The sequence below is a fragment of the Paenibacillus jilunlii genome (assembly GCF_900102965.1).
GTDB classification, from domain to species: Bacteria; Bacillota; Bacilli; order Paenibacillales; family Paenibacillaceae; genus Paenibacillus_AQ; species Paenibacillus_AQ jilunlii.
On record NZ_FNGM01000003.1, the window covers coordinates 297,147 to 322,416 of the forward strand.

Sequence of the window (25,270 nt, forward strand, 5' to 3'; positions counted from 1 at the left end):
AGACTCATGGGGGAGCATCCTTCAACCCCGCAAATCGCAATATTGAAACAAAAGTACACCGAACTCTACCCTCAAGCGGAAGCGCTGGTGAATGCCTGGGACCCGATTGGATTAATTGGAGGAGGGGCGCCTCCGGATGAATATGACTGTATCACGGTTCAACTGTTGGAACTGCTTGCTCAGGGGAAAAATGCCGCCGAAATCTATGAATTTATCCTTCAGGAGCTCTATGATCATTTTGGCATGGGACTAAATTCGGTCAAGGAAGAAAATTTGGGGCCCTATATCAAAAAACACAAAGACTTCAGTTCGGAGATCTTACATTGGTACGAAGAACTAAATATCACCGTTAATCTGGACTAACGCTTCAAAAGTTCAAGCCGATACATAAGGACCAAAACCCGCTGCATGTGGTGTTTGGTCCTTCTTTGTTGTTGTGGTACAGCCTTGAACCGGACAGTAGAATGACTAAAATTTGCTGTTTTTTGGCACACTTAAATCACGGCTTGCTGTCCTTGCCATCTAGGCAAAACTATAAGTTAAGGAATGAGCACAATGTGGTCAACTATTGTATCCTACATCCCGGGATGGGTCATATTCATGCAGGCTGCACTTACATTGCTCTGTCCGCTGGGAATTTATTATATATATAAAAAACTGTATGCATTCGTTAGCAATGCGGGACCCAAGATGAAGGCGAATGCTCAACCCAATAAGGATTCAACCGCGGACAGCCAGGTCAGCGGGCAGTACGAGGCAGATTTGTCGTATGTTCAGCAAGCAATCGGCGGGAACAGTGATGTGAATTTTCGTGAGTTTGTGGTACAGGGGTATGAGCTTCGGGCTGTACTTATCTTTGTTAACGGTATGCAGGATGAAGAATCGATCAACAGGCATGTCATGCAGCAGCTTATGTTCGGAAACAGCGGGATGAAGGAGGAGGGGCAAGATTCCCGGGAAACCTTAACCCTGTCCGCTCTAAAAGCAAACCTGCTGCCGCTCACAGAGCTTGAGGAGGTTACAGAGCTGGACAAGCTCCAGGAGCGGATTCTTTTCGGCTATACGGCATTACTGATTGAAGGAATACCCGCAGGACTTTTGGTTGGGCAGCCCAATGGGTCTATCCGTGCTATTACGGAACCGACCTCAGAAGCGCTGCTTCGCGGACCAAGAATCGCTTTTTCGGAAGTGTTGAGTGAGAACACGTCTATGCTGCGCAGACAGGGCCTGAATAAGAATCTGGAAATGAAGGTATACGAGGTGGGCAGTCTGGTAAAACGCAAGCTGGTGATTGCGTACATGAAGGATATCGTCAACCCCGATTTGCTGGAGGAAGTGAAGACGAGAGTATCCAGGATCGATATGGATTTTATTGCTGAATCGGGTTATGTGGAACAATTGATAGAGGATAATGTTCTAAGCCCTTTTCAGCAAATTCAAAATACCGAGCGGCCTGACCGGGTAATCAACGCCTTGCTCGAAGGGCGGGTTGCTCTACTTCTGGACGGGACACCGTTTGCACTCATTGTGCCAGTGACCTTCAGTATGCTGCTTCAATCACCGGAGGATTACTTTGAGCGGTGGCTGCCTGGAACCTTGCTGCGGCTGCTGAGGTTTTTCGCCGCATTCATGGCGCTGATGGCACCGGCTTTGTATATTTCCTTCATCTCGTTTCATCCCGGATTGATTCCGACCGAGCTGGTGATCAGCATCATCGAGACACGCCAGGGGGTGCCTTTTCCTTCCGTTATTGAAGTTCTGATTCTGGAGGTATCCATTGAAATCCTGCGTGAAGCGGGAATCCGGCTGCCCAAACCGATCGGACCTGCGATGGGCATCGTAGGCGGTCTGATTATAGGCGATGCCGCAGTGAATGCGGGAATCGTCAGCCCTTTTCTGGTCATAGTGGTGGCAGTTACTGCGATTTCATCCTTTTCGATCCCCATGTACAGTGCCGGCATCACGCTCCGTATTTTGCGGTTTGTTGGCATGATGTTCGCAGCCGTACTCGGCATGCTTGGCACTATTCTGTTTATACTGCTGATCTTTATCCATTTGACCAAGCTGAAGAGCTTTGGCGTGCCATACGTCACCCCTTTCTCCCCTCTGCGCTTGAGCGACTGGAAGGATCTCTATATTCGTGCACCGCTGCCTTTAATGAAGCGCAGACCTGAAATGATGAAGACACAGAAGAAAAAACGCCGCAACTAGCCGGAAAACAGCAGAAGGGGGAAGCTAAGTGTTTGAACGCTCTGACCCAAAAATCACATCCACACAGGCTGCTATATTCTTGACAAACACTGTTCTCGGTGCAGGAATATTGACGCTGCCCAGATCAGTTACCGAGTCCGCCAAAACTCCGGATGCCTGGATTTCGGTTCTGCTGGGAGGCGGCATTATCATGCTGGTTATCGTGCTGATGGTTAAGCTTAGCCAGCAATTCCCCGGGAAAACAGTCTATCAATACTCCAGACAAATTGCAGGCAGCATTCCAGGGAGCTTTCTTTCCATGCTGCTGATTGTTTACTTCATCGTAATTGCAGGTTTTGAGATTCGTGTATTTGCCGAGATCACCATGTTTTTTTTACTTGAAGGCACACCTATCTGGGCCATTGTCATCCCGTTTATCTGGGTGGGGGGGTATCTGGTCTTCGGAGGGATTAATTCAATCGCCAGAGTGTATCAGATTATTTTTCCGGTCAGCATATTCGTTCTTCTGCTGTGCTATTTCTTCAGTGGGAGACTGTTTGATCTCAATCATTTGCGACCGTTATTGGGTGACGGAATCATGCCGGTCCTCAGGGGACTAAAATCAACAATCTTGGTGTACACCGGTTGTGAGGTTGTAATGACAATAACAGCATTTATGCAGCATCCCCAGCAAGCTGTCAAAGCCATGTTAACCGGGATTGGGATTCCGATGGTGTTGTACTTGATAACTGTGGTCATGTCCATTGGCGGACTGTCGGTAGATTCAGTGATTACAAGCACATGGCCTACGATTGACCTGATCCGCAGCTTTGAAATTTCAGGCTTCTTTTTTGAACGTCTGGAATTCCCGCTGCTCGTCATTTGGATGATGCAGATGTTTTGCAACTTCTGCAGCTTCTTCTTCAACGCATCACTGGGAATCTCCCAGTTGTTTAAACTAAAGATGGCTCCGATAATTTTCGGACTGATGCCGTTCATTTTCCTGGCAACCATGGTTCCTGTACGCATCAACGATGTATTTGCTATTGGCGACGCGATCGGGAAGATGGGTATAGGCATTTTTTTCCTGCTGCCGGTTCTTCTGTCCCTGATTCTGATCGTTCGGAGGAAGGGGCTGAAGCAGAATGTATAGACACAGATTATTCCTTACCTTCTTGGCCGCTGCACTTCTGCTGGCAGAGACCGGCTGCTGGAGCAGCAATGAGATTGAAGATCTGAGCATGTACACGGCGCTAACTATGGATACAGGACAACCAAGCCAGGTGGAGCAGACCTTTGAGAAAGAAGGAGGAAGCTATTTTAAAGACAATAAAATTACAGTAACGATTGAGATTGTCCCGAAACAGTCCTATGAGAATTCCAACAAAACAGCGGATACCGGTGCCAAAGCGCATAACTACGTCAATATTTCGGAAACAGGCGATTCAGTATTGGAAATTTTGCGCCAGTTCGCCATTCGTCTGGATCACCCGGTGATTGGGCATCACCTGAAGGTTATTGTGATTTCCAAGCAGCTGCTGCAGGAGCAGCGAATACAGGATTTGATGGATTTTGTGCTGCGGGATAATGACATTCGTCCCAGCTGCTTAATTTTAATGAGTGAAGGGCGGGCTGCGGATATACTCAAAACGAAATATGGCGATGAAATACCGGCTTTTCACATTAGAGGCATGACGCGGAACCGTTTTAGAAACAACAGAATTATGAAGGGCATCATTACATCCGAACTTGATGCGCTGATGTATGCCAAAAAAACCTTTGTGTTGCAGAATATCGTTGAAGCGAATCAGGAAGTGGAGTTCTCAGGCGGAGGGGTGATTAAGGGGGACACCGGCAAGTGGATTGGAAATCTGGATCAGCAGGATATTGAGAGCATCGCATGGATAAAGGGGGAAGTAAAAGGCGGAACGCTCAAAACCTACAATCCGGATCATAAAACCGTGACCTATGAGATTAAGTCGGCAAAAAGTAAAATCTCGGCAAAAATGAACAAAGATCACCAGCCGGTGTTTCACGTGAATATTGAATCCGAAGGGCGGTTAATCGAAACGTGGAAGAACCCTGGGCTGTCCTCTAAGAAAGAATATCTTGAAAAATTGCAGGAAATATTCGAAGAGAGACTAGCCGCCATGATTCAATCGCTTATGCAGAAGATGCAGTCGGATTACAAAGTAGACGTAGCCGGATTTGGAGATCGGCTTGCTGTGGAAGAGCCGCAGGAATGGAAGAAGCTGAAAGATCATTGGGATGAAACCTTCAGCCGTACTCCAGTCACCTTTGATATCAAGCTTAAAATTACAGATTTTGGATCATTCATTGAATAAAGATTTGAGCCATAGACAGCTGAAGAATTAATGATTATAATTGATAGTGATTATCATTATCTCTAAAAATCTATTTTCCTCAAACACCGCCTACCCTGGTGGTGTTTTTTTTAGAGATGCTTTCAGGAGTTGAGATTAGAATATGATTGTAGAAGATCACCTTATATTGTGGAATCAAGCTGTGCTGAAAATTATGGATGTACGGCGCATCGAGCTGCCGGTCAGCGGGCAGCCACATCTCATGCGGCTTTCAGAAAGTACTATATTATTCACGGCACAAGGCCGGGCCCGGCTGCTGCTGGCCGGGGAAGAGAGGGTATTGGAGAATGGATATGTTTTTCATGCGGGTAAAGATGCAGTGCTCAAGGTCACGGACGTAGCTGTTCCATTGAGCTGTTATCGGGTTCAGTATAAGGCCGATTTACCTCTGTCCTGCAGCCGGGAACTGCTTGATTTGCTGGAGCGTACAAGGCCATTTGATAGACATTATGGTTTGGCAGCCACCAATACCGCTTCGCTATCTGCCACCTTATCCCGTATGGTTCAGGAATGGGAACGGCCGGAAGCACTCGCTAAGCTGCAGGTAAAGTTATTGTTTTACCAGTTCATATGCGAGCTGATGGATCAGCTGCAGCGCCGTAAGCCAGAGCCTGCTTCACCGGATATGGTCCTTCAAGCTGTCCGGTATATGGATGAAAACTATACGCATCCGATTACTGCGGACACTCTAGCGGAGCTGTTCAAATGCAGCTCACGCACCATGCAGCGGCTGTTCAAAAAACGGCTGGCGGTTGGACCAATTGACTATCTGCTGCAGGTGCGCATGGACCAGGCCAAGTCGATGCTCAGCCGTACAAATGCCGGGCTTAAAGAAATTTCTGAAGCTGTAGGTTATGCGGACAGCTATTATTTCAGCCGCTTATTTAAACGCTGCACGGGCATTTCTCCCAGCACGTACCGGGAATGGACACGGCAATCTGGCGAAGCTGAATCAGAAAGACTGTCTGTGCCCGTTGGAAAATCCGCAAGTGAACTGCTGAATACCGCTTTCCGCCGCTCCTTGCGGACAATCGTCCATCTTAAGGGCGAATTCCCGCTCGCGCGGCTGCCGGAGAAAATTGCCGTGCTGGACCCCCAGTTTACGGACCATATGCTTGCTTTGGGTGTGCAGCCGGCCGGAAGTGTTACGGTGAGCGGGGACCCGGCTGGCTTCCCTGAGTATCTGCTCGGCAGCCTGCGCGAGGTACGGACCTTGGGGACGAAAAATGAACCTAATCTGAAAGGGCTGCAGGCGCTCGCGCCGGATCTGATCCTCTGCACCGAGTTTCAAAAAAGTATTTACGGCAATCTCGCGCAAATTGCGCCAACCATTATGCTCAAGCGAAATCACGACTGGAAGGAAACCTTGCGGATCATCGGGCGTATCGTAGGCAAGGAAATAGAGGCGGAGCAGATCCTGCAGAGGTACAAACAAAAAACCGGACGGCTGAAAACGGTCCTGGCCGCCAAGCTGCATGGACAGTCGGTATCCGTCATCCGTCCGCAGGACAATCATATCAGACTGCATACAAGCGCTCACCGGACGGCTGCGATTTTATACGGTGATTTGGGACTGTGTCCTCCGAAGCAGGCCGTTCACCGCCAACGCACCAGTTCGATGATTCCCCTGGAAGGCTTGCGTGAGCTGGATGCCGACCATTATTTTGTATTGACCGGCGGCAAATTGGACACCTGGCCGGATGAGGTTCAGAATACAGCGACCTGGAAAAACCTCCGTGCTGTTCTGCAGGAGCATGTGTATCCTGCCAAAATGAGCATGTGGATCGCTTATTACGGTCCGATTGCGTTGAATCGGGTGGTAGATCAAGTGGAGGAAGTGTTCCTGTAAGCGAAATAGCAGATTGGCTGTGCTATGAAGAGGGTGGACAAACGGCGAGGCAGCCTGTTCCTTGACATCATCACTGCTGAATCCGGATTTTCAAATCGGGCGGCAGTGTTTTTTTGTGTCGCCATAATCCATTGCGGATGTCGCAAGTATCCATTGCCGGGAAGGACCTGAGTCATTATAGTGTTGTAATGATGATGAGTATCATTATCAATTAGGGATAGGAGGGACAACACTTATGCATCCGAATTTAAAAGGCCCGGGGGTCATCAGCCTGTTGATATGTCTTGTTATGCTGCTTGGGGGTTGCTCCAACCCATCAAATCAAGGCAGCGGGAAAACGCAAGGAACAACAGCGGATCAGACACAAGCCGCACCAGAACCGGTCGCAGGCTCAAGCTCCGAAGCAAAGCCCGCACCGGCAGCACCTGTTACGATTCAACATTTGAAGGGCGAGTTGACGCTGGAGAAAGTACCCGAGAGAATTGTCGTGCTGGATGTTCAGTACGCAGATGAGCTGCTGGCGTTGGGAAAGAAGCCGGCGGGGAGCGTAGTAGCCGGAACCGACAATGCAGTTCCCGAATATTTGGGAACTCAAATGGACAATGTTACTTTAATTGGAACGTATGAAGAACCGAACGTGGAAGCGGTCATTTCGCTGAACCCGGATCTTATTATCGGCACGGAGTTCCATGACAAAATTTACGATGAGCTGCAGAAAATCGCTCCGACGCTTATCTTTGAGCGCAATGAAGACTGGAAAACGGTAATGTTGAAGATCGGGCAGGTTTTGGGCGAGCCAGAACAGGCACAGCAGCTGATCGATGATTACAATCAGAAGGTGAGCGGTCTAAAAGCTGCGCTGGCCGGCAAGATGAAGGGACAGACGGTTGCCTTGATCCGTCCGCGGGATAGCATGATTCGTCTTCAAAACACTTCGCATCGAACCTCCCAGATTCTGTACGGCGACCTTGGACTGACTCCTCCCCCAATGGCCGTAAACAGCTCGGATACAAGTTCGATGATCTCGATTGAAGTTTTGCCGGAGCTTGGGGCTGACCATATCTTCCTGCTTCAGGATGATACGAACAAGGCACTGACGGCTGAATTTCAAAGTACCTCGGTCTGGAAAAATCTGAGTGCGGTAAAAGACAACCGGGTATATGAAGAAAATACGGCACAATGGATCGGTTATTATGGACCCATAGCCATTAATCTGATTGTCGATCAGATTGCCGAGGCACTTAACTAAAGCAATGTTACACTAAGAATCCAAGGAGGGGTTGTGTTTGAATATTCAGTCCCCGCTCGCACAAGAGGAATGGGCTGGATTAAGCCAATATTTCAGCTTGCATAAGCATACCGGACCTTGCAGCGCATATTCTGTAAAAGCTTCAGAGTTAATTGAAGTTCAGGCCTGTTCTGATTACCTGGACCGGTTGAGCGTACTTCTGGATTCCCCCTCGAGAGGAGTTACAGCTTCACAATTTATAAAAAGGTACGCCTTCTTAACCGCTGTCCCTCTATTGTACGCCATGACAGTGTACAATAAGGGGCTGGACTTTTCGGCCGGAAACTGCTGGCTTGCCTCACCGCCGGGTTACTCCTGGCTGGAATATGTCAGTCTGGCCGAAGCAAATGCCGCTATGCCTGAAACTGGCGAACGGCAGGGTTGGCGCGATATGTTGCTTCAGGCGCTTTTTGCCGGGAATTTGGGCCGGCTAATCCAAGTGATGTCCGGAGTGGCGCATGTGCCGAAAGCAATATTGTGGGAAAATGTGGCAGTGCGCGTATTCTCGCTCTACGAGAAAAGAATCGGCCTGTCAGTGGACCCGCAGGAGAAGGCCCGGGGACAGGCAGACTTCCAGTACTTGATTGAGCAGGCTCCAGGCGCCCTATTCGGAGAAAAACACAATCCGTTGCGCCGTTTCTACAGCCGTCCGGCCAGCTCACCGGTCACTGGTTCTCCCTTGCGGGTCCGCAAAACCTGCTGCTTCTACTATGAAGTCGCGGGCAGCGCGGATTACTGCTCCAACTGTCCGAAGAAGTGAACCTAGGCGATCCCGGAATAAGTACTCCTTGAACGGTATCCCTTCATACTTGCGCCGCCCCGATTCTCTGGGCGGCGCTTTGTTTGCTAGGCGTAAGCCCGGTGAGTACGTGAGGAGATTATCGAACAGATTCAATCCGAACCGCCAGTTGTGCCAATTCCTCCAGGAGCTGTTCTTCGAGGCTGATTATTTCATGCATTTTTTTATGAATCTTCCGCCGTTGAGATAGCTTGTTGCCTGAACACATCACTTTGATCATGAATTGATTTATAAGATTCCACTGCTCTCCTGAATGCTGATAGCCCTCAGCAGCTTGAGAGAGTGCGGTCAGGCCGGCCTCACGGTTAAGCAGACGCAGGAACAGGCTGAACCGGATCCGGTGGATTGGCAGGGTGTTGGCTGCCAGCATGAAGTTAGAGCTGTATTCAGCAGGACAATCGGCGGTGATCCCCGTATTCAGATAGGTGTCGGCATAGGCTCTGAGGTGAGCGGCAACCTGGCCCGGCTGAACCTGATTGAAAGGGGTGCTCAGCATTCCTTGAAGCGTAGTCTGCCAATCTGTGTATGAACGCGAAGAATCGCAAAGCTCAAATAATGCATAGAAATGGCAGGCTTGCTGAAAGACATCGAAATCCACAGCTTCAAGCTTTTTGCCATAGTAGGCATCCGTTAAATAGATGATGTGGCTTGTACGGTCCAGTCCAACGGCGAGACAGGCATGGCTGGTATGCAGCTTGCGGAAGGCCAGACACCAGGGGCAGTCATAGGAATCGAATCCGACCAGGACCGGCATTCCTGAAGACAACCGGCTCTCCAGCATGTCGAGCATGAAGTTCTTATCCATTTCTGGCTCCTTCCGTTCAATATAAGTGAACATAAGGCCATGGTACGCAGACAGAGATTCTGTACTGATCCGCGGCAGGGCTAACCGCTCAATCAACGGCTGATCCGGGAACTGCTGTTCTTCAAAGGACACCTGCCAGGCATTTCCGTACATGCACTTGCTGTCCTTTCCCTGCCATTGCGCCACAGAATGAATGCAGTCATCGATGCAGCTGCGGAGTGTGGGGTAGGGGGTGCTCTTAACGGGAACAATGTTCAGCAATGTTCATCATCTCCTTTGCCGACAAAAAATGACTGCGAAACCGGTTTCGATAACAAGCAGGAGTCATCCCGCTGTATTCGCGGAACAGCCGGTAGAAATATTTCATGTCGTAAATTCCGACCTCCAGCGCAATAGCCTGTATCCCAAGCTTCGTGAACATCAGCAGCATGCAGCTGTATTTCATGCGGATTTCCTGGAGCATCTGGATGTAGGATCTGCCGGTCTTTATTTTGAATAACCGCTGAAACTGGCGGGAGCTCATCGCAATCTGCCGGCTAATCTCCTTCAGTGTGATTTTCTCGCTGAAATTACTGATCATATACAGAATGACGTCATGCAGCGGATCTTCGTCAATCTCGGGCTGCTGAGTGAAGGGGACGGCTGCAGCAGGCAGTATGAGGTTCGCCAGCTTGAACAGCAGCGGGTACAGCTGCTGTTGATCCTCAGCGGAACCATTGTTATGAATCCCCTGCATTCGGCGGAGTAAAAAGGAAAGCTCCACATTATTATCCCTGTATCCGAACCATTGCTTCAATTCCAGAAGCTTCAGCAATGGAAACATGTCCTCTTCAGAGAATTGTCCTGACAGTTCGCTGGGAATCCTGCTAAGCTCAGGCCTGAGCATACAATTGAGAATGATGAGCGGCTGGGAACCGGTCAGGTCCTGCGGGTGAAAGACATGGGACACCCCAGGCGGTATAACTAGCAAATCCCCTTGAACAACCTGCATTTTATCCTCAGCTGCCAGATGAATTCCTTCCCCCTGAACCACATAAGCGAGCTCCAAAAAATCATGCTGATGACGTACGGAAGTGACCGTTTCCTGAGTCAGGAGCATTTGAACCGGTGAACAGGAGTCAAATAGATATTCCCCAGTAAATACCGGAAAAACTTCCATAGACAAGCCTCCGTTTCCTACTTCCTTAGGATATAGACCTGGAATCCACCCTAGTATAGCTGAATATTTTGGCGCATTCAACCATATATTAACATCTGGTTTTTTGGTATATTCATTTCATTCATTCCTAATATGCACACTGAAAGGGGTATACACATGCAGCAGAAGGTCATTGAGATTATCGCTGAAATCAAGGAGGAGCCGGGCCTGCTTCAGACGCTGAACGGGGCTTCCGATCTGACTCTGGATGCCGCACTCGATTCGCTGCAAATCATCAACTTTATTCTGAGAATCGAAGACGAATTCGATATCGAAGTAGATTTCGATACCTTTGATCTGGAACATTTGAAATCGGTAGACCGTTTCTCCGCTTATGTTGCCGGGCTTACCGTGCGATGAGGAAGGCTGTGCACTGCGGCAGCTTGGAGTCGGAACGGTACTGGCGGGAGGAAGACCTGGCCGCTCTGCCGTCCATTCCTGATGCGAGGGCGCTGGCTATCGTTCAGGCGATGGATGAAATGCTGTTTGTCTTTTGCAGGAGCGGGGATATTCTATTAACCCGTCATGGCATGGACCAAGCTCAATATGACTATCTGCAATCTCTCAAATATTCATTCAAGACGAATATGAATCCGTTAATATTAGGAGCCCAAGAACCGGACACAGACCAGAACGCACTGAATGTGTTTGAATTGCTGGGCAGGCTAGGCCCCGGGCAGGAGCCGGATAGGTTAATACCGGAAGGATCGCTGCTTGAACCTTTTGCCGTGCTTCCCGGGACGGAGGAGGCGGTTAGGCGCTATAAGCTTCTGCCCGGACTCCCGGATGAACAGACCGTGCGCACAGTGAACACCAAAACCTACTCTGCTGCTATGCGGGATAGGCTGTCGCTGCCGAATATCGCCCGGATCGTTCACAGTGTGGAGGAGCTGCTGCAATCAGGACAGGAGCTGCTGGAGAAGGGGTCTTTTCTGATCAAGGATGAGTACGGTGTATCCGGCAAAGGAAATCAGCTCGTGGACTCTGACCGCATGCTGCGCAGAATTGCCGGGTATCTGGAGTCCAGCCGGAACAAGGATAAAAGAATCCGCTTTGTGCTTGAGCCCCTGTTGAACCGGGAGACAGACTTTTCCTGTCAGTTTCACATCGATGCTGAAGGCCAGATCTCGATATTGTCTGTTCAGCAGCTGGTCAATCATGGCTTTGCCTTCGGTGAGTCCCATTCCCCGGAGCCGACGCTGCTCGAAACGCTGAACCGGGAAGGCTATTGGGAAATCATGCACAATATTGGACGGGAGCTGTATGCAGACGGTTATCATGGCGATGTATGCGTGGATTCCATGCTGTTGCGTGACGGGAGTCTCGCACCTCTGGTAGAGATCAATGCCCGCAAGTCGATGAGTTTGATTAAGCATAATATAGACCGCCATCTCAAGCATGAGGGGATGCACACCTGTCTAATACAGGTACCGCTCGCAACCATGGGAGAGGTTTGTTATGGAGAGCTGCTGCAGCGGTTGGAGGAGGCTGGCATATTATTTTCGCCGGCAGAGGGAGAAGGCGTGATTCCTTTGTCTTCAGGTACACTCCAGCCTCAGGTCCCGTCACGTTCCGCGGGTTCTGCCAAGGGTAAGCTGTATGCCTCACTCGCCTACCGGAATGAAGACCGCAAAAACAGACTCACAGGCAAGCTGGAAGAATCGCTTTTGCGCAATGGCTATACTATACTGCGTTAACAAGTGGAAACGGCTGCGCCGTCCTTAGAGAAGCTTATCCTTCCGAAGCAGCGATACTACGTATCGCTTTCAGGTACTCGTTTCAGCGGGAAATAGAAGGAATTTATAGCGCGAAGAATATAAATTATATTTTGAAAGGAACCCTCCAATGAACAACACCGTGACTGTTCTATGTTCTGGTTTTGGTCTGGGCTTCTATGTGCCCGGCCTGCTGATTGCGCGGAGACTCAAGGCACTTGGCATCAAGGCGGAGATTGAGGTTTTTGAAACATTAATGTCTGACAGCAAAAAAAAGCTGACGGACGACAGCCGCAAAGCGTACCAGAAGAATTTTGCGGTAGCACTGACCTCTCAGAAAATACCGGCGGATATCCGGAGCAGCCTTGATTCATCAGCCGTTGAAGGGTTATTCCAGCAATGGCGGCAGGAAGAAAGACAGCACTTCATAGTATTATCCGGGCACTGGGTACATGTGATGGACAGATACCGTGAAACTGCCGGTTTGCCTATGTATGCCGACTTGCTATATATTGATGCCGATCTTTCACCGTCCTGGAAGAATCTCCGCAGGCTGAATCCCGGTTATGCGGAAGGTTACCATGAAGTAAGCATGTATGATCCCGAGAAGCGGGAGATACTCTGCAGCATAGATGCCGGCCCCCTGGAAGCGCTGCCCGCTACGGCAAGAAACGGGAGATTGGTTGTTCATGGCGGCGGCTGGGGAATTGGAACCTTCCGCGAGAAGTTCGATGCCCTGGAGTCGGCAGGGTATGAGCTGGATATCGCCGCCTACAGTACTGAGGAGATTGGAGAGGCAATCCACGGAAGACGTTATTATATGAACGACCCGGAGTGGCCGACCTGGCTCCGCGACAGCAGCGGGCAGTATACCTTCCCGCCTTTTGCAGAGGTAACCGGCAACCAGGCCAACCACTTTCCGCCCTGCCGCCACTATCAGGAGGGGATGTATGGTGTCATCCGGCAGGCATCTGCTGTAATCAGCAAACCGGGAGGAGGGGCCTTGATTGATTCATTGGCCTCAGGCACTCCGCTGGTGCTGCTGGACCCTTTTGGCCCGCATGAGAAGATCAACAGCGATCTGTGGGTAGAGCTTGGTTACGGCATTCGTTACGGGGAGTGGGCCGGGACAGGCTTTGACCGGGAGGAATTGCTTAAGCTGTCGGACAACCTCCAGGCAGCCAGAGGCCGATATCCAGATTATGCCGCAAGTTATGCGGAACAATTATCCGCAGCAGAAGGGAGAAGCTAATGCAGCCTACCAGCAGAGTGAACCTGGATGCCAAATCCTTTGAGGCTTTGAAACGCACGATCAAGAATGTCGTCATTCCGCACAGAGAACGTAAGCGTGATCCCGGTTTCAAAACCGTTATGCCGGAGATAATGTCACTTAAGCTGACCAACCGCTGTAATCTCCGCTGCAAGCATTGCTACCAATGGAATGAATCCGGCTATCATCATGATATGGACACCGCCGAGCAGAATCTGGATATGGATTTGGAGATGATCCGCAAGCTTTTGCAGGAAACGGATGAAGCACAGTCCCGTCTGTATTTATGGGGAGGCGAGCCGCTGTTTCACCGGGATACGAAGCAAATTTTGGAGCTTCTGAAAGAGCATCCCCGCGATACGACGATCTGCACTAATGCTTATCTGATTCATAAGTATGAAGAAGAGCTGTGTGCAATCTCGGACAATCTGGAGCTGCTGATTCCGATAGAGGGGTTCGAGGAGGAGCATGATTTTCTGCGCGGCAAAGGATCGTTTCACAAAGTGATCGAGAACGTGGAACGGCTGCTTGAACTGCGCAAGCAAGGCCGCTTCCGCGGCCGGATCTCTGTGCATAATGTGATTAATGATAATATGATCGGCAGATTGTATGAGCTGGTGGAATTTTTTGAGCAAAAGGGTGTCGATCTGGTGCTGCTCTGCTTCCCCTGGTATATTTCTGCAGAAACCAGCCTGGAAATGGACCGCTTTTACGATGAACACTTCCAGTGGCTGGCGGAGCTTGCGCCGGATCACCGGAGCAGCTGGCATGCCTTCAAATACCATATTAAGCCCGGCAATGTCACAAGGCTAACCGAAGACCTGAAACGGATCAACAGCAACACTTGGCAAAATACAAGAATCCGTTACCAGCCGGGGCTCGACTTTGATGAAATCGAAGATTTTGTGGCCGGCAGGCCGATGGCGTCCCGCAGTACGTCGAAATGTCTGGCGCTCAGCACCAGGGTTGATATTGCCCCGAACGGCATGGTGAGTGCATGCAAATTTTTTGGCGAGCTGGCCATTGGCAACGTGAATGAGTTGTCCCTGACGGAAATATGGAACTCGGACCGCTACGACCGGCTGCGGCGGATTCTGGATGAAGGCTTGTCGCCAGCTTGTTCCAAATGCAATGTGCTGTACCTGAATACCTATGCTGCGCTGACACATGTATGAAGAGTGAATGTGGACCAACTGCCTATCGGCTGGGTATCCTGGGCTCCTCGAACATCGCTGCGCCAGCTATACTGGAGCCTGCACGGTATGTTCGGACTGTCAGTGTAGCCGCAATCGCAAACCGGACATTTGAAAAAGCGGCAAAAATGGCGGAAGCTTACCAGATTCCTTATGTAGCGGGCAGTCTGGATGAGCTGTTGGAGTTGGACGGCCTGGATGGCGTATATATTGCGCTCAGCAATGAGCTTCATACAGAATGGGCAGTCCGGGCTCTGAATGCTGGTAAGCATGTATTGGTAGAAAAGCCGATTGCCTTGGATGTTGAAGAAGCTGAACGGTTAAGGAATGTAAAAGAAAGACTGTCCGCCCCGAAGCTCGCCGAAGGCCTGATGATCGCGTTTCATCCCTGGCAGCAGGCGCTGAAATCCATTGTTGCATCGGGGCAATTTGGTCAGCTGCACAGGATCGAGACACGGATTACTGTACCTGCCAAAGACAGGCATGCCGGAAATTACCGCAGTGTCAAAGCTAAGGGCGGAGGCGCTTTTGCTGATCTGGGCTGCTACTGGCTGCAGTTCCTGCAGACCCTTGTGGGTCTTCAGCCCAGGGAGGTTACGGCGCAGTCCACATTTGACGGGCCGGATGGCTGCGACTGGACCTTTCAGGCAGCGCTAAAATATGCGAATGGGCTGGAAGCCGAATGCCTCACTTCCTTTGAGCAGCCTTTTCGAGCCTCGCATACCCTGTATTTTGATCATACTGTGCTGACAATCCCGGATTTTTTCCGTCCGGTCAAAGGGTTCTACAAAATCAAAATACGGCATGACCTTCCGGATAACCGCAGCACCCTTTGCGAATTCGAGCCGATGAACTATTATGTGAACCAGCTGGAAGCTTTTGCAGAAATCATGAGCGGGCAAAGGGCAGAGCAGCTGGAAGCCACATGGGAACGGGTGCAAATGCAATCCATCATAATGGCAGAGGCGCAGCAGCACCAGGTCTATCGTGAAGCAAACCATCAATGACCCAAAAATCAAAACAGCGATTCCCGGTCACCGGAGAGTCGCTGTTTTGTATTATCGGTCCTGCAATGAAGGAGGCTGCTCTGCCCAGGATCGCTCATTGTTCAGCACATAAATCCCCAAAGCCTGCTCGAAGGAAAGGCCGTGATTGTAAAAAGCGAGTATCTTCGCAGCAAAGCGCATACTCTTATCTGCACCGGGAGCCTGCAGCAGTTCTACTGCCAGCCTGCGGAAGTCCTTCGGCTTATGTTCCGCAGCATCTACGGCATCCAGCAGCGCCTTGTGGCTTGGAAAAAGCATCCGGTTATACGCCAGGATCATCCTCCCGCTGTAGAACACCAGATTGCCGGCGGTGTGAGCAAGCAGATAGGCGTCATTCCTTTTGGCCGCCTCTTTGGCAAAATAGAAAGCGTACAGGAAGATCTGGGCACAAAAATCCCGCAGATTGCGATCCCGGTTCTCTTCAGGATAGACAGGAATCCGGGCGACCAGTTCACCCAGCTCCGGGATTCTGGAGAACAAAACCTCCGAACCGGTAAAAGCATACCTCGTCGGCTCATTGCCCCGCTCGGCCGCGAGCTCCAGAAACCGGAAGTTGATGACTTTTACATCGGCGTATCCGCCTTCATATGTGCTGACTTCACGGTCCACATAGGACAGAGTATTGTTCCGGCTATATTCTTCATAGGCCTCATCAGTTAACAGCAGATGAACATCCACATCGGAGGTTACTTTGGCCGTTCCCTGGGCTACCGAACCACTGGTGATTACCGCCAGACAGGAAGGGTTCTTTTCAAGCTTCCCCACCAGCTTCTCCAGAGTCTGTCTGTGATGTATATACATCTTTTTCATCCTCCTTTAACGAACTCTTAGACCTTAAGCGTACCGGTTGGACAGCCCAACGGCTATGGTCAATCCGGTCAATCCGGTTATATCTGGTTGAGAGATCCCATTATTGTCAAGTGATTGACAAACGCGGAATATAACTATATTGTAGATACATTAAGTCTTTGATTGGACTAATTATAGATATAAAGAGTCCATGAAGTACTTTATTATCAGAGAGATAGGGTGGGAATGGTATGAAAAATAAACCAGGGATGCTGGTCTCATCACTCGTCATCGCGAATTTTCTGGCCCAGCTGATGCAGACGATGCTGAATACTGCACTGCCGCGCATCATGCAGGATTTGGGAATCGACGAGAGCAGGGCGCAGTGGCTGGTCACTATTTATTTTCTGGTTGCAGGTATTACAGTGCCTGTTGCCGGGTTTTTGGTCGGAAGGTTCACTACAAGGGCATTATTTTTTACTTCCGCAGGCTCATTTGCTGCAGGAACACTACTGGCTGCAACCTCGCCGGATTTCGGTCTGATCCTCGCTGGACGGATGATCCAGGGGATAGGGGCAGGCCTGCTGATGCCGCTCTTTCAGACTACGGTGCTTAGGGTTTTTCCCAAAGAGAAGATCGGTTCAGCTATGGGACTGATCGGCCTGGTGATGGGGCTTGCTCCGGCTCTGGGTCCGACCCTGTCCGGTCTGGTCGTCCAGGAGCATTCCTGGCGAATTCTGTTTTATGCATTACTTCCCATCGTGGCTGCCAATTTACTGCTGGCTTTATTTAGCTTAAAGAACGTCGGGGAAACTCATCAGGCTAAGCTGGACCCGAGGTCCATCCTTTATTCAAGCATCGGATTTGCAGGCTTGCTGTATGGGGTAAACCGGGCAGGTGAGCAGGGAGAATCACATTTGATTACGTGGGGAATCATCCTAGGCGGGATCATTATCATCGTCCTGTTTATCCATCGTCAGCTCAAGCTGACAGTGCCGCTGCTGGATTTCAATTTATTCCGCAACCGGAGATTCACCCAATCTTCCATCATTGGAGTCCTTATGTTTATTGTCATGGTCGGTGTGGAGCTGCTGCTTCCGCTGTATGCCCAGAATGTCCGTGGACTGACTCCCAGAATGTCCGGTCTGATGCTGTTGCCGGGGGCTGTCCTCTTAGGTGTGACCAGTGTGGTCTCCGGCAGGCTCTATGACCGGTATGGCATACGGCTGATTATCCGGGGTGGCTTTTCTCTAATTGCCGTTATAACGCTGCTTCTGACCCTTCTGTTGTCGGCAAATGCTTCGATGATTCTTTTGGCTGCTGTTTATGCGCTCCTTATGGTTGGCATCGGGTTCATCATGACGCCGGTCACCGCTTTTGCCATGGCAAGCGTGCCCGTCCCGATGATTGCCCATGCCTCACCTATGACCATTACTATACGTTCCCTAAGCAGTTCAATGGGCGGAGTTATGCTGGTTTCCATCATGGCAGCTTCAATGAACCATACTTCAGTCCCTTTTCCGGGGAATATTCTCCAGGGTCTGCTCACCTCCTTCTGGACATTAACCGGGATCGCAGCCATCGGGTTATACATCTCCTTTATTCTGAAAGAGCGTAAGGCAGGCCAGGGATAATAACTATTCTCCATGCAAACAGGCAACGTATGATGCAGTACGTGAATTTGTGAAAAAAATCTAAAAAAAGATGCCGCATGCCAGTTTAATTTGAGTTTATAAATGAGGTGTACATTAGACTCAGCCTCCACAACTATAAACTTAAATAAGGGAGTGTAATGATGTCAAACGTACTGTTTTTGAGTGTTTCGGCTCATGGTCATGTCAATCCGACCCTTGGACTTGTGCATGAATTAGTTCAGCGGGGGGAAACGGTCACCTATTTCGGATTCGAAGAATTCAGAGCGAAAATCGAACAAACAGGAGCTGTATTCAAGTCGTATAAAGAAAAGTTACTGCTCTTTCAAGACGGCTTTGGAAAATCTAACGAAGAAGAGCAGGCAGCGGCAGCTGAGGATCTTCTGTCATTGCTGACGGATACCCTCCGGCCCGGCAAGCGGATTATTGAGGATGTGTTGGACCAGATCAGAGGCCTGCAGTTTGATTATGTGGTCTACACGGCCGCTTTTCCATTTGGAAATGCCATCGCCCAGATTCTAAAAATCCCGGCGGTTGCATCGATGGCTATCATAGCGACACCGGCAGAATTCATGCATGCAGGCGGAGAGCCTGGGGACGGAGAACCTTCAGAAACCTCTAATCTGGACAGTTATCAGGCAATCGTACAGGAGCTGAAGGAAACCTTTGATGTGGAGATGCCGCCGGACATACTGGGCTGTTTCTATTGCAAAGGCGATATTAGTATCATATATACCACCAAAACTTTCATTGCCCATCCCGAATACTACGATGACAGCTTCAAGTTTATTGGTCCGCCTATTTTTGACAGACAAGAGAAGACGGATTTTCCGTTTGAACAATTGGAAGGAAAAACGGTCATCTATATCTCCATGGGAACCCGTGTGAGCACCATACTGGAATTATATGACCTTTTCTTCAAAAGCTTTGCCGATTTCGATGCCGTTGTGGTCATGACCGCTTACAATGTGGACATTTCCCAATTCTCCGTCCCTGATAACTTCATTGTCCGCAATTATATCCCGCAGCTGGAGGTATTAAAATATGCGGATGCAGCTATTACACATGCAGGAATGAACAGCACCAGTGACTTGTTATACAGCAATGTGCCATTTGTAGCGATTCCGATTACAGCGGACCAGCCCTATATGGCCGCAAGAGCTCAAGATCTAGGGGCGGCTATCACTCTGGATGTCATGAAGCTTACCCCTGAGCTGCTAAGAGCTTCCGTGGAAAAGATTCTTGCCGATCCCGGCTATCGTGAGCATATCCATCAGATCAGTAAGTCCTTTAAAGAGGCAGGGGGGTATCCGAAAGCCGTTGATGAGATTTTCAAATTAAAAGAGGAAAACGGAAAACGCTAAGGCTCCTAAGCTTCCCCAACTTTAAACGGCAACGCTGTCCAGTAAAGGACGGCGTTGCTGTTATGTCCTGGTTTTAAGTAACTTTCATCCGGGATTTATTTTCGTTGAATACATCCCTGATCTTTAAGGTTCAATCCCGTAGATCAGCTTTCCTTTATGATAGACCGTGATATGTTCATTCGCGGCATAGCTGGTGATGGCCGGCTGAAACGAGTAGTCATCGCCCTGATTGTAATTCGCCCAATTATCTTTATGAATGCGGAACTGAATGTCACCGGTTGAGCCGGAAGCTGCGAGCGAGCCTGCATCTGCCGAGAAACCGATCTCCGCATAGGTATCGGCCCCTGCCAACGGCGTAGTCAGGGGGACGATCGCTGTCAGCAGTTTTTCTTTTCCAATCGCCGCATAATCAAACTCCAGGGTCTGCGCCGCACTTCCATCCCTTGTGTACCAATAACGTATCGTGAGCTCATTTAGCGGAATAGGAGTGCCCGACTCGTTCTTAAGCTGCAAGCTGGCCCTGATCGAGTTGACGGCAGTCCCTGTTTCACCTGCTAGATAGAGCATTGTTGCTTGAGGATCACCCGGCCCAGGTCCTTCCCCAGGTCCGCCAGGATCGCCAACAGGGATAAAGGTTACCGGTTTCATAATAAGATCCAGCATGGCCTGTTTCGGCTCATTCCAAGATGTCCAGTCATCGAGCAATAGCCCCCCGGTATCCCCGCTATTCGGATTAAGACTCCAGTATGTCCAGTAGAGATTGTTCTGGCCGATGTAGCTTACCAGCGCATGTTGCCATTTGCCTTCGACTGTGAGGGTATCCACACTGCGCCCGCCGAATTCCCCTGCAAGGACTGGGGCGATTTGTTCTTTGCTGATGTATCCCCAGGTATCATCCCACAGCTTCGGCAGATTGTTTGGAAAATCAGCAGCACTGAACCAAGGCTGTGAAGCTACCCCAGGACCGTAATCATGCGGGGAATAGACCACCCGATCCGGCACTGTAAGCGTGACCGGATGATTACGTACACCTGTCAGATTGCCGCCCCACCAATAGCTGCTGGAGTTGCCCTGGACATTGGTTTCTATGCCTTCGACGATGATCAGCCAGTTCGGGTTCACGGCGAGAATCGCATTTCCTGCCCGTTCGCTGGCCAGCCGCCAGTCTGTGGCAAGATTTCCTGTTCCCCAGCTTGCCGTACCGTGCGGCTCATTATGCAGATCGGCCCCAATGACTGTAGGGTTATCCGCGTAACGCTGAGCTAGCATCACCCAGTCATTGATCCAGCGGGTTTCGGGATAGGCCGAAGTGTACCACAGCGCCGATTGTCCGCCGGAATCCGGCCGGTGCCGGTCAAGGAAGATCCGAATGCCGCGCTTTCCGGCTTTTTCAATCAGTTTATCCATGATCTGCACCGGCTTCAGACCGATGAGATCAGGATTTTTGGCATAATCGATGCTGTTGGCTGCTGAGCCTGTATCAAACATCTGGTTGCAGTATGGCAGCCGGATCAGGTTATAGCCTTCCGCTTTGATTTGATTGAGCACATCATCCATGGAACGAGTCCACAACCCATGCGGAGAGTAATTCGCGGTTTCAAAACCAAACCAGTTGAGTCCGTTGAATAGGGCCGGGTTGCCTGCAGAATCCACGATTCTGTTGCCTGAGGTATGATAATAGCCTGCTGCACCTTGAGCCTTCACTTCATAACCCGGATACGAAAAAGCACCTGCCAGCAATACAAAAGCAACGAACAATACTCCCAGTTTCCTGAACCCAAACGACATTCATTTTCCTCCTCTTAGTGATTTCAATGAGGTCAGACTTTATAGCATACGATCGGGATGTTAACGTATTCGTATGAGCGGGCGGCAAATATGGAGAATCAGCAACACATCATGATGTTCATCCTATTTACCGGTATTCTCGAAATATTCAATCCTTTTCTGTGGCTCATACGTCATATCACTTAGAACATCATTTTGATGACATCTTCCCTATAACTGCACTAAATAAAGATAGAAAGGGGAGGGGATATATTGGAATTGGAAAAAACCATGGACAAGCCCATGACGAGGGATAACGTACTGTTGGGCGAAGAGGCCTTTTTTGAACGGCTGTATGCCGAACACCGCAAATTGTATTCTATTGCCCTAAGCTATATGCGTTCTGAGGCAGATGCGCTGGAAGTGGTGCAGGAAGCCTCCTGCCGGGCGTGGATGAAACGAAAAAAGCTGAGAAATGAGGCGGCTTTTACACCCTGGGTGATCCGGATTACGATCAACTGCTGCATGGATGAGCTGAGGCGCCGGAAGCGCGTATTCCCTGCGGAGACGCTGGGAGAGCAGGCAGCGGTGGAGATGAACAGCAACGAGCGGATAGATCTGGAACGGGCGATGGACCGGATGAAGCCGAAATACCGGCATACGATCCTCCTTAAGTACTATTTTGTTCAGCAGGACAATTAAAAAATCCCCATCCTTGAGCAGTTTCACCATGGCACTGGCAGACAGTTTCACTGATGCAAAGGGTGCAGTACATCCGATTAGTGGAGACAACGATTATTCGAGCCGCACCACATCGGATGAGAGTATTATGGAAGGCTACGCGGTCAGTTTTGGTGAAAAAGCGCTGGACTATCCCCAGCCGCTTACGATTGCAATAGAACGGTATTGGAATCCGATTCTGGAGTCTCAAACATTGGAACTGCACTCCAAATAAACGGCCTCAGTGAAAGATAACTTTTGTCCGGCAATGAACTTCTCTCTTAATTTATGGCTGGAATGTGACGATAATAATCAAAAACATGCATGAATTAGGAGAGCGACATCATGGACAATTTAGATGCTTTAGTGCTAGCAGCACCCTTCTTCAAACAAATTCATTCCCAGGATATTATGATTGGAGTTACAGACAAAGAAATATTCCATTACTATGCGCCCAGCAAGGTGCTGGATTTCGGACTGACCAAAGGAAGCCCTGTCCCTCCGGATGACCCTTCCTTAAGTAATGCGTTAGCCGGGCGCGCTACGACCAACCGGTTGGCGCCTGAGCTCTATGGAGCGACAGTCATTTCTTCGGCAGTGCCGGTTTATGATGCTGCCGGGGAAATTATCGGCGCATTTGCGATTGCCTACACCCTGGAAAACGAGGACAAAATGGAGCAGTTGACCAGCAGCATTGAACAGATCAGCGGCCAGCTGGTTGACATGGTCCAGAATGTCGCTGCCCAGTCCGAAGAGCTGTCGGCTACTACAGCCCAGATCCTTGATAATTCACGCAAAACGGTAGAAGAGTCCACTCAAGTAAGCAAGGTGACCGGCTTCATCCGGGAAATCTCCGAACAGACGAATCTTCTTGGCTTGAATGCGGCCATTGAAGCAGCACGCGTGGGGCAGGAGGGCGCAGGTTTCGGTGTAGTGGCTACGGAAGTGCGCAAACTGTCCGTGCATACCAAGGAAGCGACAAAATCAATCGAAGATTCATTGAACACAGTTCAGCGTTCGATCCGTCAGATGGAAAAAGAAATCGAAGCGATTGCCGCTTCTTCCTCCGAGCAGGCCGAATTGGTCACCGAGTTCAGTGATGTCATCGAACGGCTGAATCAGACCAGCGGTGAAATGGCCAAATTCATCAATTCCATAATTCAATAAACCCATATCCATTCCAAAAAATCCGCAGACAGGACGTATCGTTCCTGTTCTGCGGATTTTTTGGAAATACAAGGATTTATATGCTTCGCGCTATAAATTATCCATCTATTTCTCGCTGAAACGGGTACCGTCCTTATAAGGACGGCGTAGCCGTTTCCACTTGTTCTGCCTAGACCTCAATGATGATAGGAAGAATCATCGGTCTGCGCTTCGTGCGTTCATATAGGAACTTACCCAGCGTTTCCTTGATCGTTTCCTTGATGATATTCCATTGGCCCAGGTCAGCCGGGCTCATCTTCTGCAGGGTAGAGGTAATCAGCTGGTTGATCTCTTCCATCAGCGTGTCGGAGTTGCGCACATATACAAATCCCCGGGAGATGGTATCCGGATCGTTCAGGATTCGTCCGTCATTTTGGCTTAATGTAATTACCGTAATGAGAATTCCGTCTGCAGACAGCTGCCGGCGGTCACGCAGTACAACATTGCCGATATCACCAATGCCGAGTCCGTCCACGTAGATTTGTCCGGCTGTAATCCGTCCGCTTTGGCGGACATCCCCGGCGTTCGACTCCACAATATCCCCATTTTTCAAGATAAAGATGTTCTCATTCTTGACCCCCACGGCTTCGGCCAGCATGGAGTGATGGTGAAGCATCCGGTATTCCCCGTGAATCGGGATGAAGTATTCAGGCTTCATCAAGGTAAGCATCAGTTTCAGTTCCTCCTGGCTGCCATGCCCCGATACATGAAGCTCACTGCGGGAACCATAGATCACACGTGCGCCCAGCATATACAGATTGTCCACAATTCTGGAAACGTTGCGCTCATTGCCTGGAATCGGATTTGCCGCAAGCAGAACCGTATCTCCGGCGCTGATCTCAAGCAGTCTGTGACTGGAATTCGCCAGCCGGGACAACGCGGCCATGGGTTCACCCTGGCTGCCGGTGCATAACACAGCGATCTTGTCCCGCTCCATTTTGCCCGCCTCTGCGGGTTCAACCAGCATGCCTTCGGGGATGTTCAGATAGCCCAGTTCCTGGGCAACGCCGACGACATTAACCATGCTTCTGCCCAGCAGGGCGAGCTTGCGGCCAGTATGCCCGGCAGCGTCCACGATCTGCTGCAGACGGTGCACATTCGACGCAAAGGTGGAGATAAAAATCCTGTTCTCCGCCTTATGAAAGGCTTCCTCCAGATGCGCACCTACAAGCCTTTCAGAAGGGGTGAACCCGGGCCGCTCGGCGTTCGTACTTTCGGATAACAGAAACTTGACCCCTTTTTCGCCGATCGCCGCCATTTTATGTATATCGGGATACTGTTTGTTGACAGGGGTCATATCGAACTTGAAATCGCCGGTATGAACGACAGTGCCCTCAGGCGTATCGAATACAATGCCTAGGCAATCCGGAATGCTGTGGTTTGTTCTGAAAAAGGTAATCGCAATAGAGCCGAAATTCAGCGTGGACTCCGGATCGATGCAATGCAGCTGGGTCTGGCGCAAAAGGCCGTGTTCCTTCAGTTTGGTTTCAATTAACCCGAGGGTCAGGCGGGAGGCATATACCGGAATGTTAAGCTGTTTGAGAAAATAAGGAATTCCCCCAATGTGATCTTCATGTCCATGCGTCACCACAAGGGCTTTGACCTTGTCTGTATTGCTGAGCAGGTAGGAAATATCAGGAATGATAAGGTCAATACCCAGTAAACTCTCATCCGGAAATTTAGATCCGCAATCTATGACGATGATGTCATCGGCGTACTGCACAAGATACATATTTTTGCCAATTTCATACACCCCTCCCAAAGCTGCAATCCATAGACGCTCACCAGTCATCTTCATGCTCATTCCTCCTTTTTTGATTACGCATATTATGCATATCACAACATGGGTTTATCCAGAGCGAAGTGATTTTATTCTTGGAAAAAGCAATACCCGATGAAGGCTTTCTGAGATCTGCCTGCCTGATCGGTGAGGCTCTTGGCTATTACAGTATCAGACGCAGGGCAGAATCCGGCACGCGAAACCCTGAATAAACAGCAATTTAAAAGAAGTCATAGGCGAACAGCCATGTCTAGC

The 25,270-nt window shown here is 49.9% G+C and carries 22 protein-coding genes; 17 read left to right on the top strand and 5 right to left on the bottom strand.

Annotated elements, in window-relative coordinates; translation table 11 throughout:
• Positions 1-6: 6 nt before the first annotated feature.
• The 7 genes from BLQ82_RS08430 (at position 7) to BLQ82_RS08460 (ending at position 8,471) form a co-directional block, all read left to right on the top strand.
• Positions 7-363, top strand: a complete 357-nt coding sequence (locus BLQ82_RS08430) for a hypothetical protein (RefSeq protein WP_062528324.1) — start codon at positions 7-9, stop codon at positions 361-363.
• A 192-nt stretch (positions 364-555) separates the two neighbouring features.
• Positions 556-2,211, top strand: a complete 1,656-nt coding sequence (locus tag BLQ82_RS08435) for a spore germination protein (RefSeq protein WP_062528323.1) — start codon at positions 556-558, stop codon at positions 2,209-2,211.
• Positions 2,212-2,239: 28 nt separating this feature from the next.
• Positions 2,240-3,343 (top strand): GerAB/ArcD/ProY family transporter, encoded by a 1,104-nt coding sequence (locus tag BLQ82_RS08440; protein WP_062528322.1) that lies wholly within the window; start codon positions 2,240-2,242, stop codon positions 3,341-3,343.
• The gene (locus BLQ82_RS08445; protein ID WP_062528321.1) at positions 3,336-4,535 is read left to right on the top strand and encodes a Ger(x)C family spore germination protein; all 1,200 of its coding nucleotides are present in this window, start codon (positions 3,336-3,338) and stop codon (positions 4,533-4,535) included. The genes BLQ82_RS08440 and BLQ82_RS08445 overlap by 8 nt, the downstream gene beginning before the upstream one ends.
• A gap of 142 nt (positions 4,536-4,677) precedes the next feature.
• Positions 4,678-6,423, top strand: a complete 1,746-nt coding sequence (locus tag BLQ82_RS08450) for an AraC family transcriptional regulator (protein WP_062528320.1) — start codon at positions 4,678-4,680, stop codon at positions 6,421-6,423.
• A gap of 235 nt (positions 6,424-6,658) precedes the next feature.
• The gene (locus tag BLQ82_RS08455) at positions 6,659-7,672 is read left to right on the top strand and encodes an ABC transporter substrate-binding protein (RefSeq protein ID WP_062528319.1); all 1,014 of its coding nucleotides are present in this window, start codon (positions 6,659-6,661) and stop codon (positions 7,670-7,672) included.
• Positions 7,673-7,709: 37 nt separating this feature from the next.
• Positions 7,710-8,471, top strand: coding sequence for an IucA/IucC family C-terminal-domain containing protein (locus tag BLQ82_RS08460; protein ID WP_062528318.1), 762 nt, complete (start codon positions 7,710-7,712; stop codon positions 8,469-8,471).
• Between the two features lie 118 nt (positions 8,472-8,589).
• On the opposite strand, the gene BLQ82_RS08465 is transcribed toward BLQ82_RS08460, so the two are convergent.
• A complete protein-coding gene (locus BLQ82_RS08465) occupies positions 8,590-9,576 on the bottom strand; it encodes a hypothetical protein (RefSeq protein ID WP_062528317.1) in 987 nt (328 codons plus the stop codon).
• A complete protein-coding gene (locus tag BLQ82_RS08470; RefSeq protein WP_062528316.1) occupies positions 9,554-10,474 on the bottom strand; it encodes an AraC family transcriptional regulator in 921 nt (306 codons plus the stop codon). The genes BLQ82_RS08465 and BLQ82_RS08470 overlap by 23 nt, the downstream gene beginning before the upstream one ends.
• Positions 10,475-10,630: 156 nt before the next feature.
• Here BLQ82_RS08470 and BLQ82_RS08475 point away from each other — a divergent pair, with 156 nt between their 5' ends.
• From BLQ82_RS08475 to BLQ82_RS08495, 5 genes are all read left to right on the top strand, one after another.
• Positions 10,631-10,873 (top strand): acyl carrier protein, encoded by a 243-nt coding sequence (locus BLQ82_RS08475; protein WP_062528315.1) that lies wholly within the window; start codon positions 10,631-10,633, stop codon positions 10,871-10,873.
• Positions 10,870-12,210 carry an ATP-grasp domain-containing protein gene (locus BLQ82_RS08480; protein ID WP_074648050.1) on the top strand — a complete coding sequence of 447 codons (1,341 nt, stop codon included), beginning with the start codon at positions 10,870-10,872 and terminating at the stop codon, positions 12,208-12,210. The genes BLQ82_RS08475 and BLQ82_RS08480 overlap by 4 nt, the downstream gene beginning before the upstream one ends.
• Before the next feature lie 148 nt (positions 12,211-12,358).
• Positions 12,359-13,480: a glycosyltransferase family protein gene (locus tag BLQ82_RS08485; RefSeq protein ID WP_062528313.1), complete on the top strand. Its 1,122-nt coding sequence runs from the start codon at positions 12,359-12,361 to the stop codon at positions 13,478-13,480.
• Positions 13,480-14,673, top strand: coding sequence for a radical SAM/SPASM domain-containing protein (locus tag BLQ82_RS08490; protein WP_062528312.1), 1,194 nt, complete (start codon positions 13,480-13,482; stop codon positions 14,671-14,673). The genes BLQ82_RS08485 and BLQ82_RS08490 overlap by 1 nt, the downstream gene beginning before the upstream one ends.
• Positions 14,670-15,698 carry a Gfo/Idh/MocA family protein gene (locus tag BLQ82_RS08495; protein ID WP_062528311.1) on the top strand — a complete coding sequence of 343 codons (1,029 nt, stop codon included), beginning with the start codon at positions 14,670-14,672 and terminating at the stop codon, positions 15,696-15,698. The genes BLQ82_RS08490 and BLQ82_RS08495 overlap by 4 nt, the downstream gene beginning before the upstream one ends.
• A 51-nt stretch (positions 15,699-15,749) precedes the next feature.
• Here BLQ82_RS08495 and BLQ82_RS08500 read toward each other — a convergent pair whose 3' ends face one another.
• On the bottom strand, positions 15,750-16,538 hold the full coding sequence (locus BLQ82_RS08500; RefSeq protein WP_062528310.1) for a nucleotidyltransferase domain-containing protein: 789 nt from the start codon (positions 16,536-16,538) through the stop codon (positions 15,750-15,752).
• Between the two features lie 239 nt (positions 16,539-16,777).
• Here BLQ82_RS08500 and BLQ82_RS08505 point away from each other — a divergent pair, with 239 nt between their 5' ends.
• Together BLQ82_RS08505 and BLQ82_RS08510 are read left to right on the top strand one after the other, a co-directional pair.
• A complete protein-coding gene (locus BLQ82_RS08505; RefSeq protein WP_062528309.1) occupies positions 16,778-18,160 on the top strand; it encodes an MDR family MFS transporter in 1,383 nt (460 codons plus the stop codon).
• 158 nt (positions 18,161-18,318) lie between these two features.
• Complete coding sequence (locus BLQ82_RS08510) at positions 18,319-19,542, top strand: macrolide family glycosyltransferase (RefSeq protein WP_208810666.1); 1,224 nt, start codon at positions 18,319-18,321, stop codon at positions 19,540-19,542.
• 123 nt (positions 19,543-19,665) lie between these two features.
• On the opposite strand, the gene BLQ82_RS08515 is transcribed toward BLQ82_RS08510, so the two are convergent.
• Positions 19,666-21,330, bottom strand: coding sequence for a cellulase family glycosylhydrolase (locus BLQ82_RS08515; RefSeq protein WP_062528307.1), 1,665 nt, complete (start codon positions 21,328-21,330; stop codon positions 19,666-19,668).
• Positions 21,331-21,582: 252 nt separating this feature from the next.
• On the opposite strand from BLQ82_RS08515, the gene BLQ82_RS08520 reads away from it, so the two are divergent.
• The 3 genes from BLQ82_RS08520 to BLQ82_RS08530 all read left to right on the top strand — a co-directional run bounded on the left by BLQ82_RS08520 (position 21,583) and on the right by BLQ82_RS08530 (position 23,196).
• Positions 21,583-22,011 carry a sigma-70 family RNA polymerase sigma factor gene (locus tag BLQ82_RS08520; protein ID WP_244280731.1) on the top strand — a complete coding sequence of 143 codons (429 nt, stop codon included), beginning with the start codon at positions 21,583-21,585 and terminating at the stop codon, positions 22,009-22,011.
• Positions 22,012-22,039: 28 nt separating this feature from the next.
• On the top strand, positions 22,040-22,264 hold the full coding sequence (locus BLQ82_RS08525) for a hypothetical protein (protein WP_062528306.1): 225 nt from the start codon (positions 22,040-22,042) through the stop codon (positions 22,262-22,264).
• Positions 22,265-22,374: 110 nt separating this feature from the next.
• On the top strand, positions 22,375-23,196 hold the full coding sequence (locus BLQ82_RS08530; RefSeq protein WP_062528305.1) for a methyl-accepting chemotaxis protein: 822 nt from the start codon (positions 22,375-22,377) through the stop codon (positions 23,194-23,196).
• A 169-nt stretch (positions 23,197-23,365) separates the two neighbouring features.
• Here BLQ82_RS08530 and BLQ82_RS08535 read toward each other — a convergent pair whose 3' ends face one another.
• Positions 23,366-25,033, bottom strand: a complete 1,668-nt coding sequence (locus tag BLQ82_RS08535) for a ribonuclease J (RefSeq protein ID WP_062528304.1) — start codon at positions 25,031-25,033, stop codon at positions 23,366-23,368.
• Between the last annotated feature and the right edge of the window lie 237 nt (positions 25,034-25,270).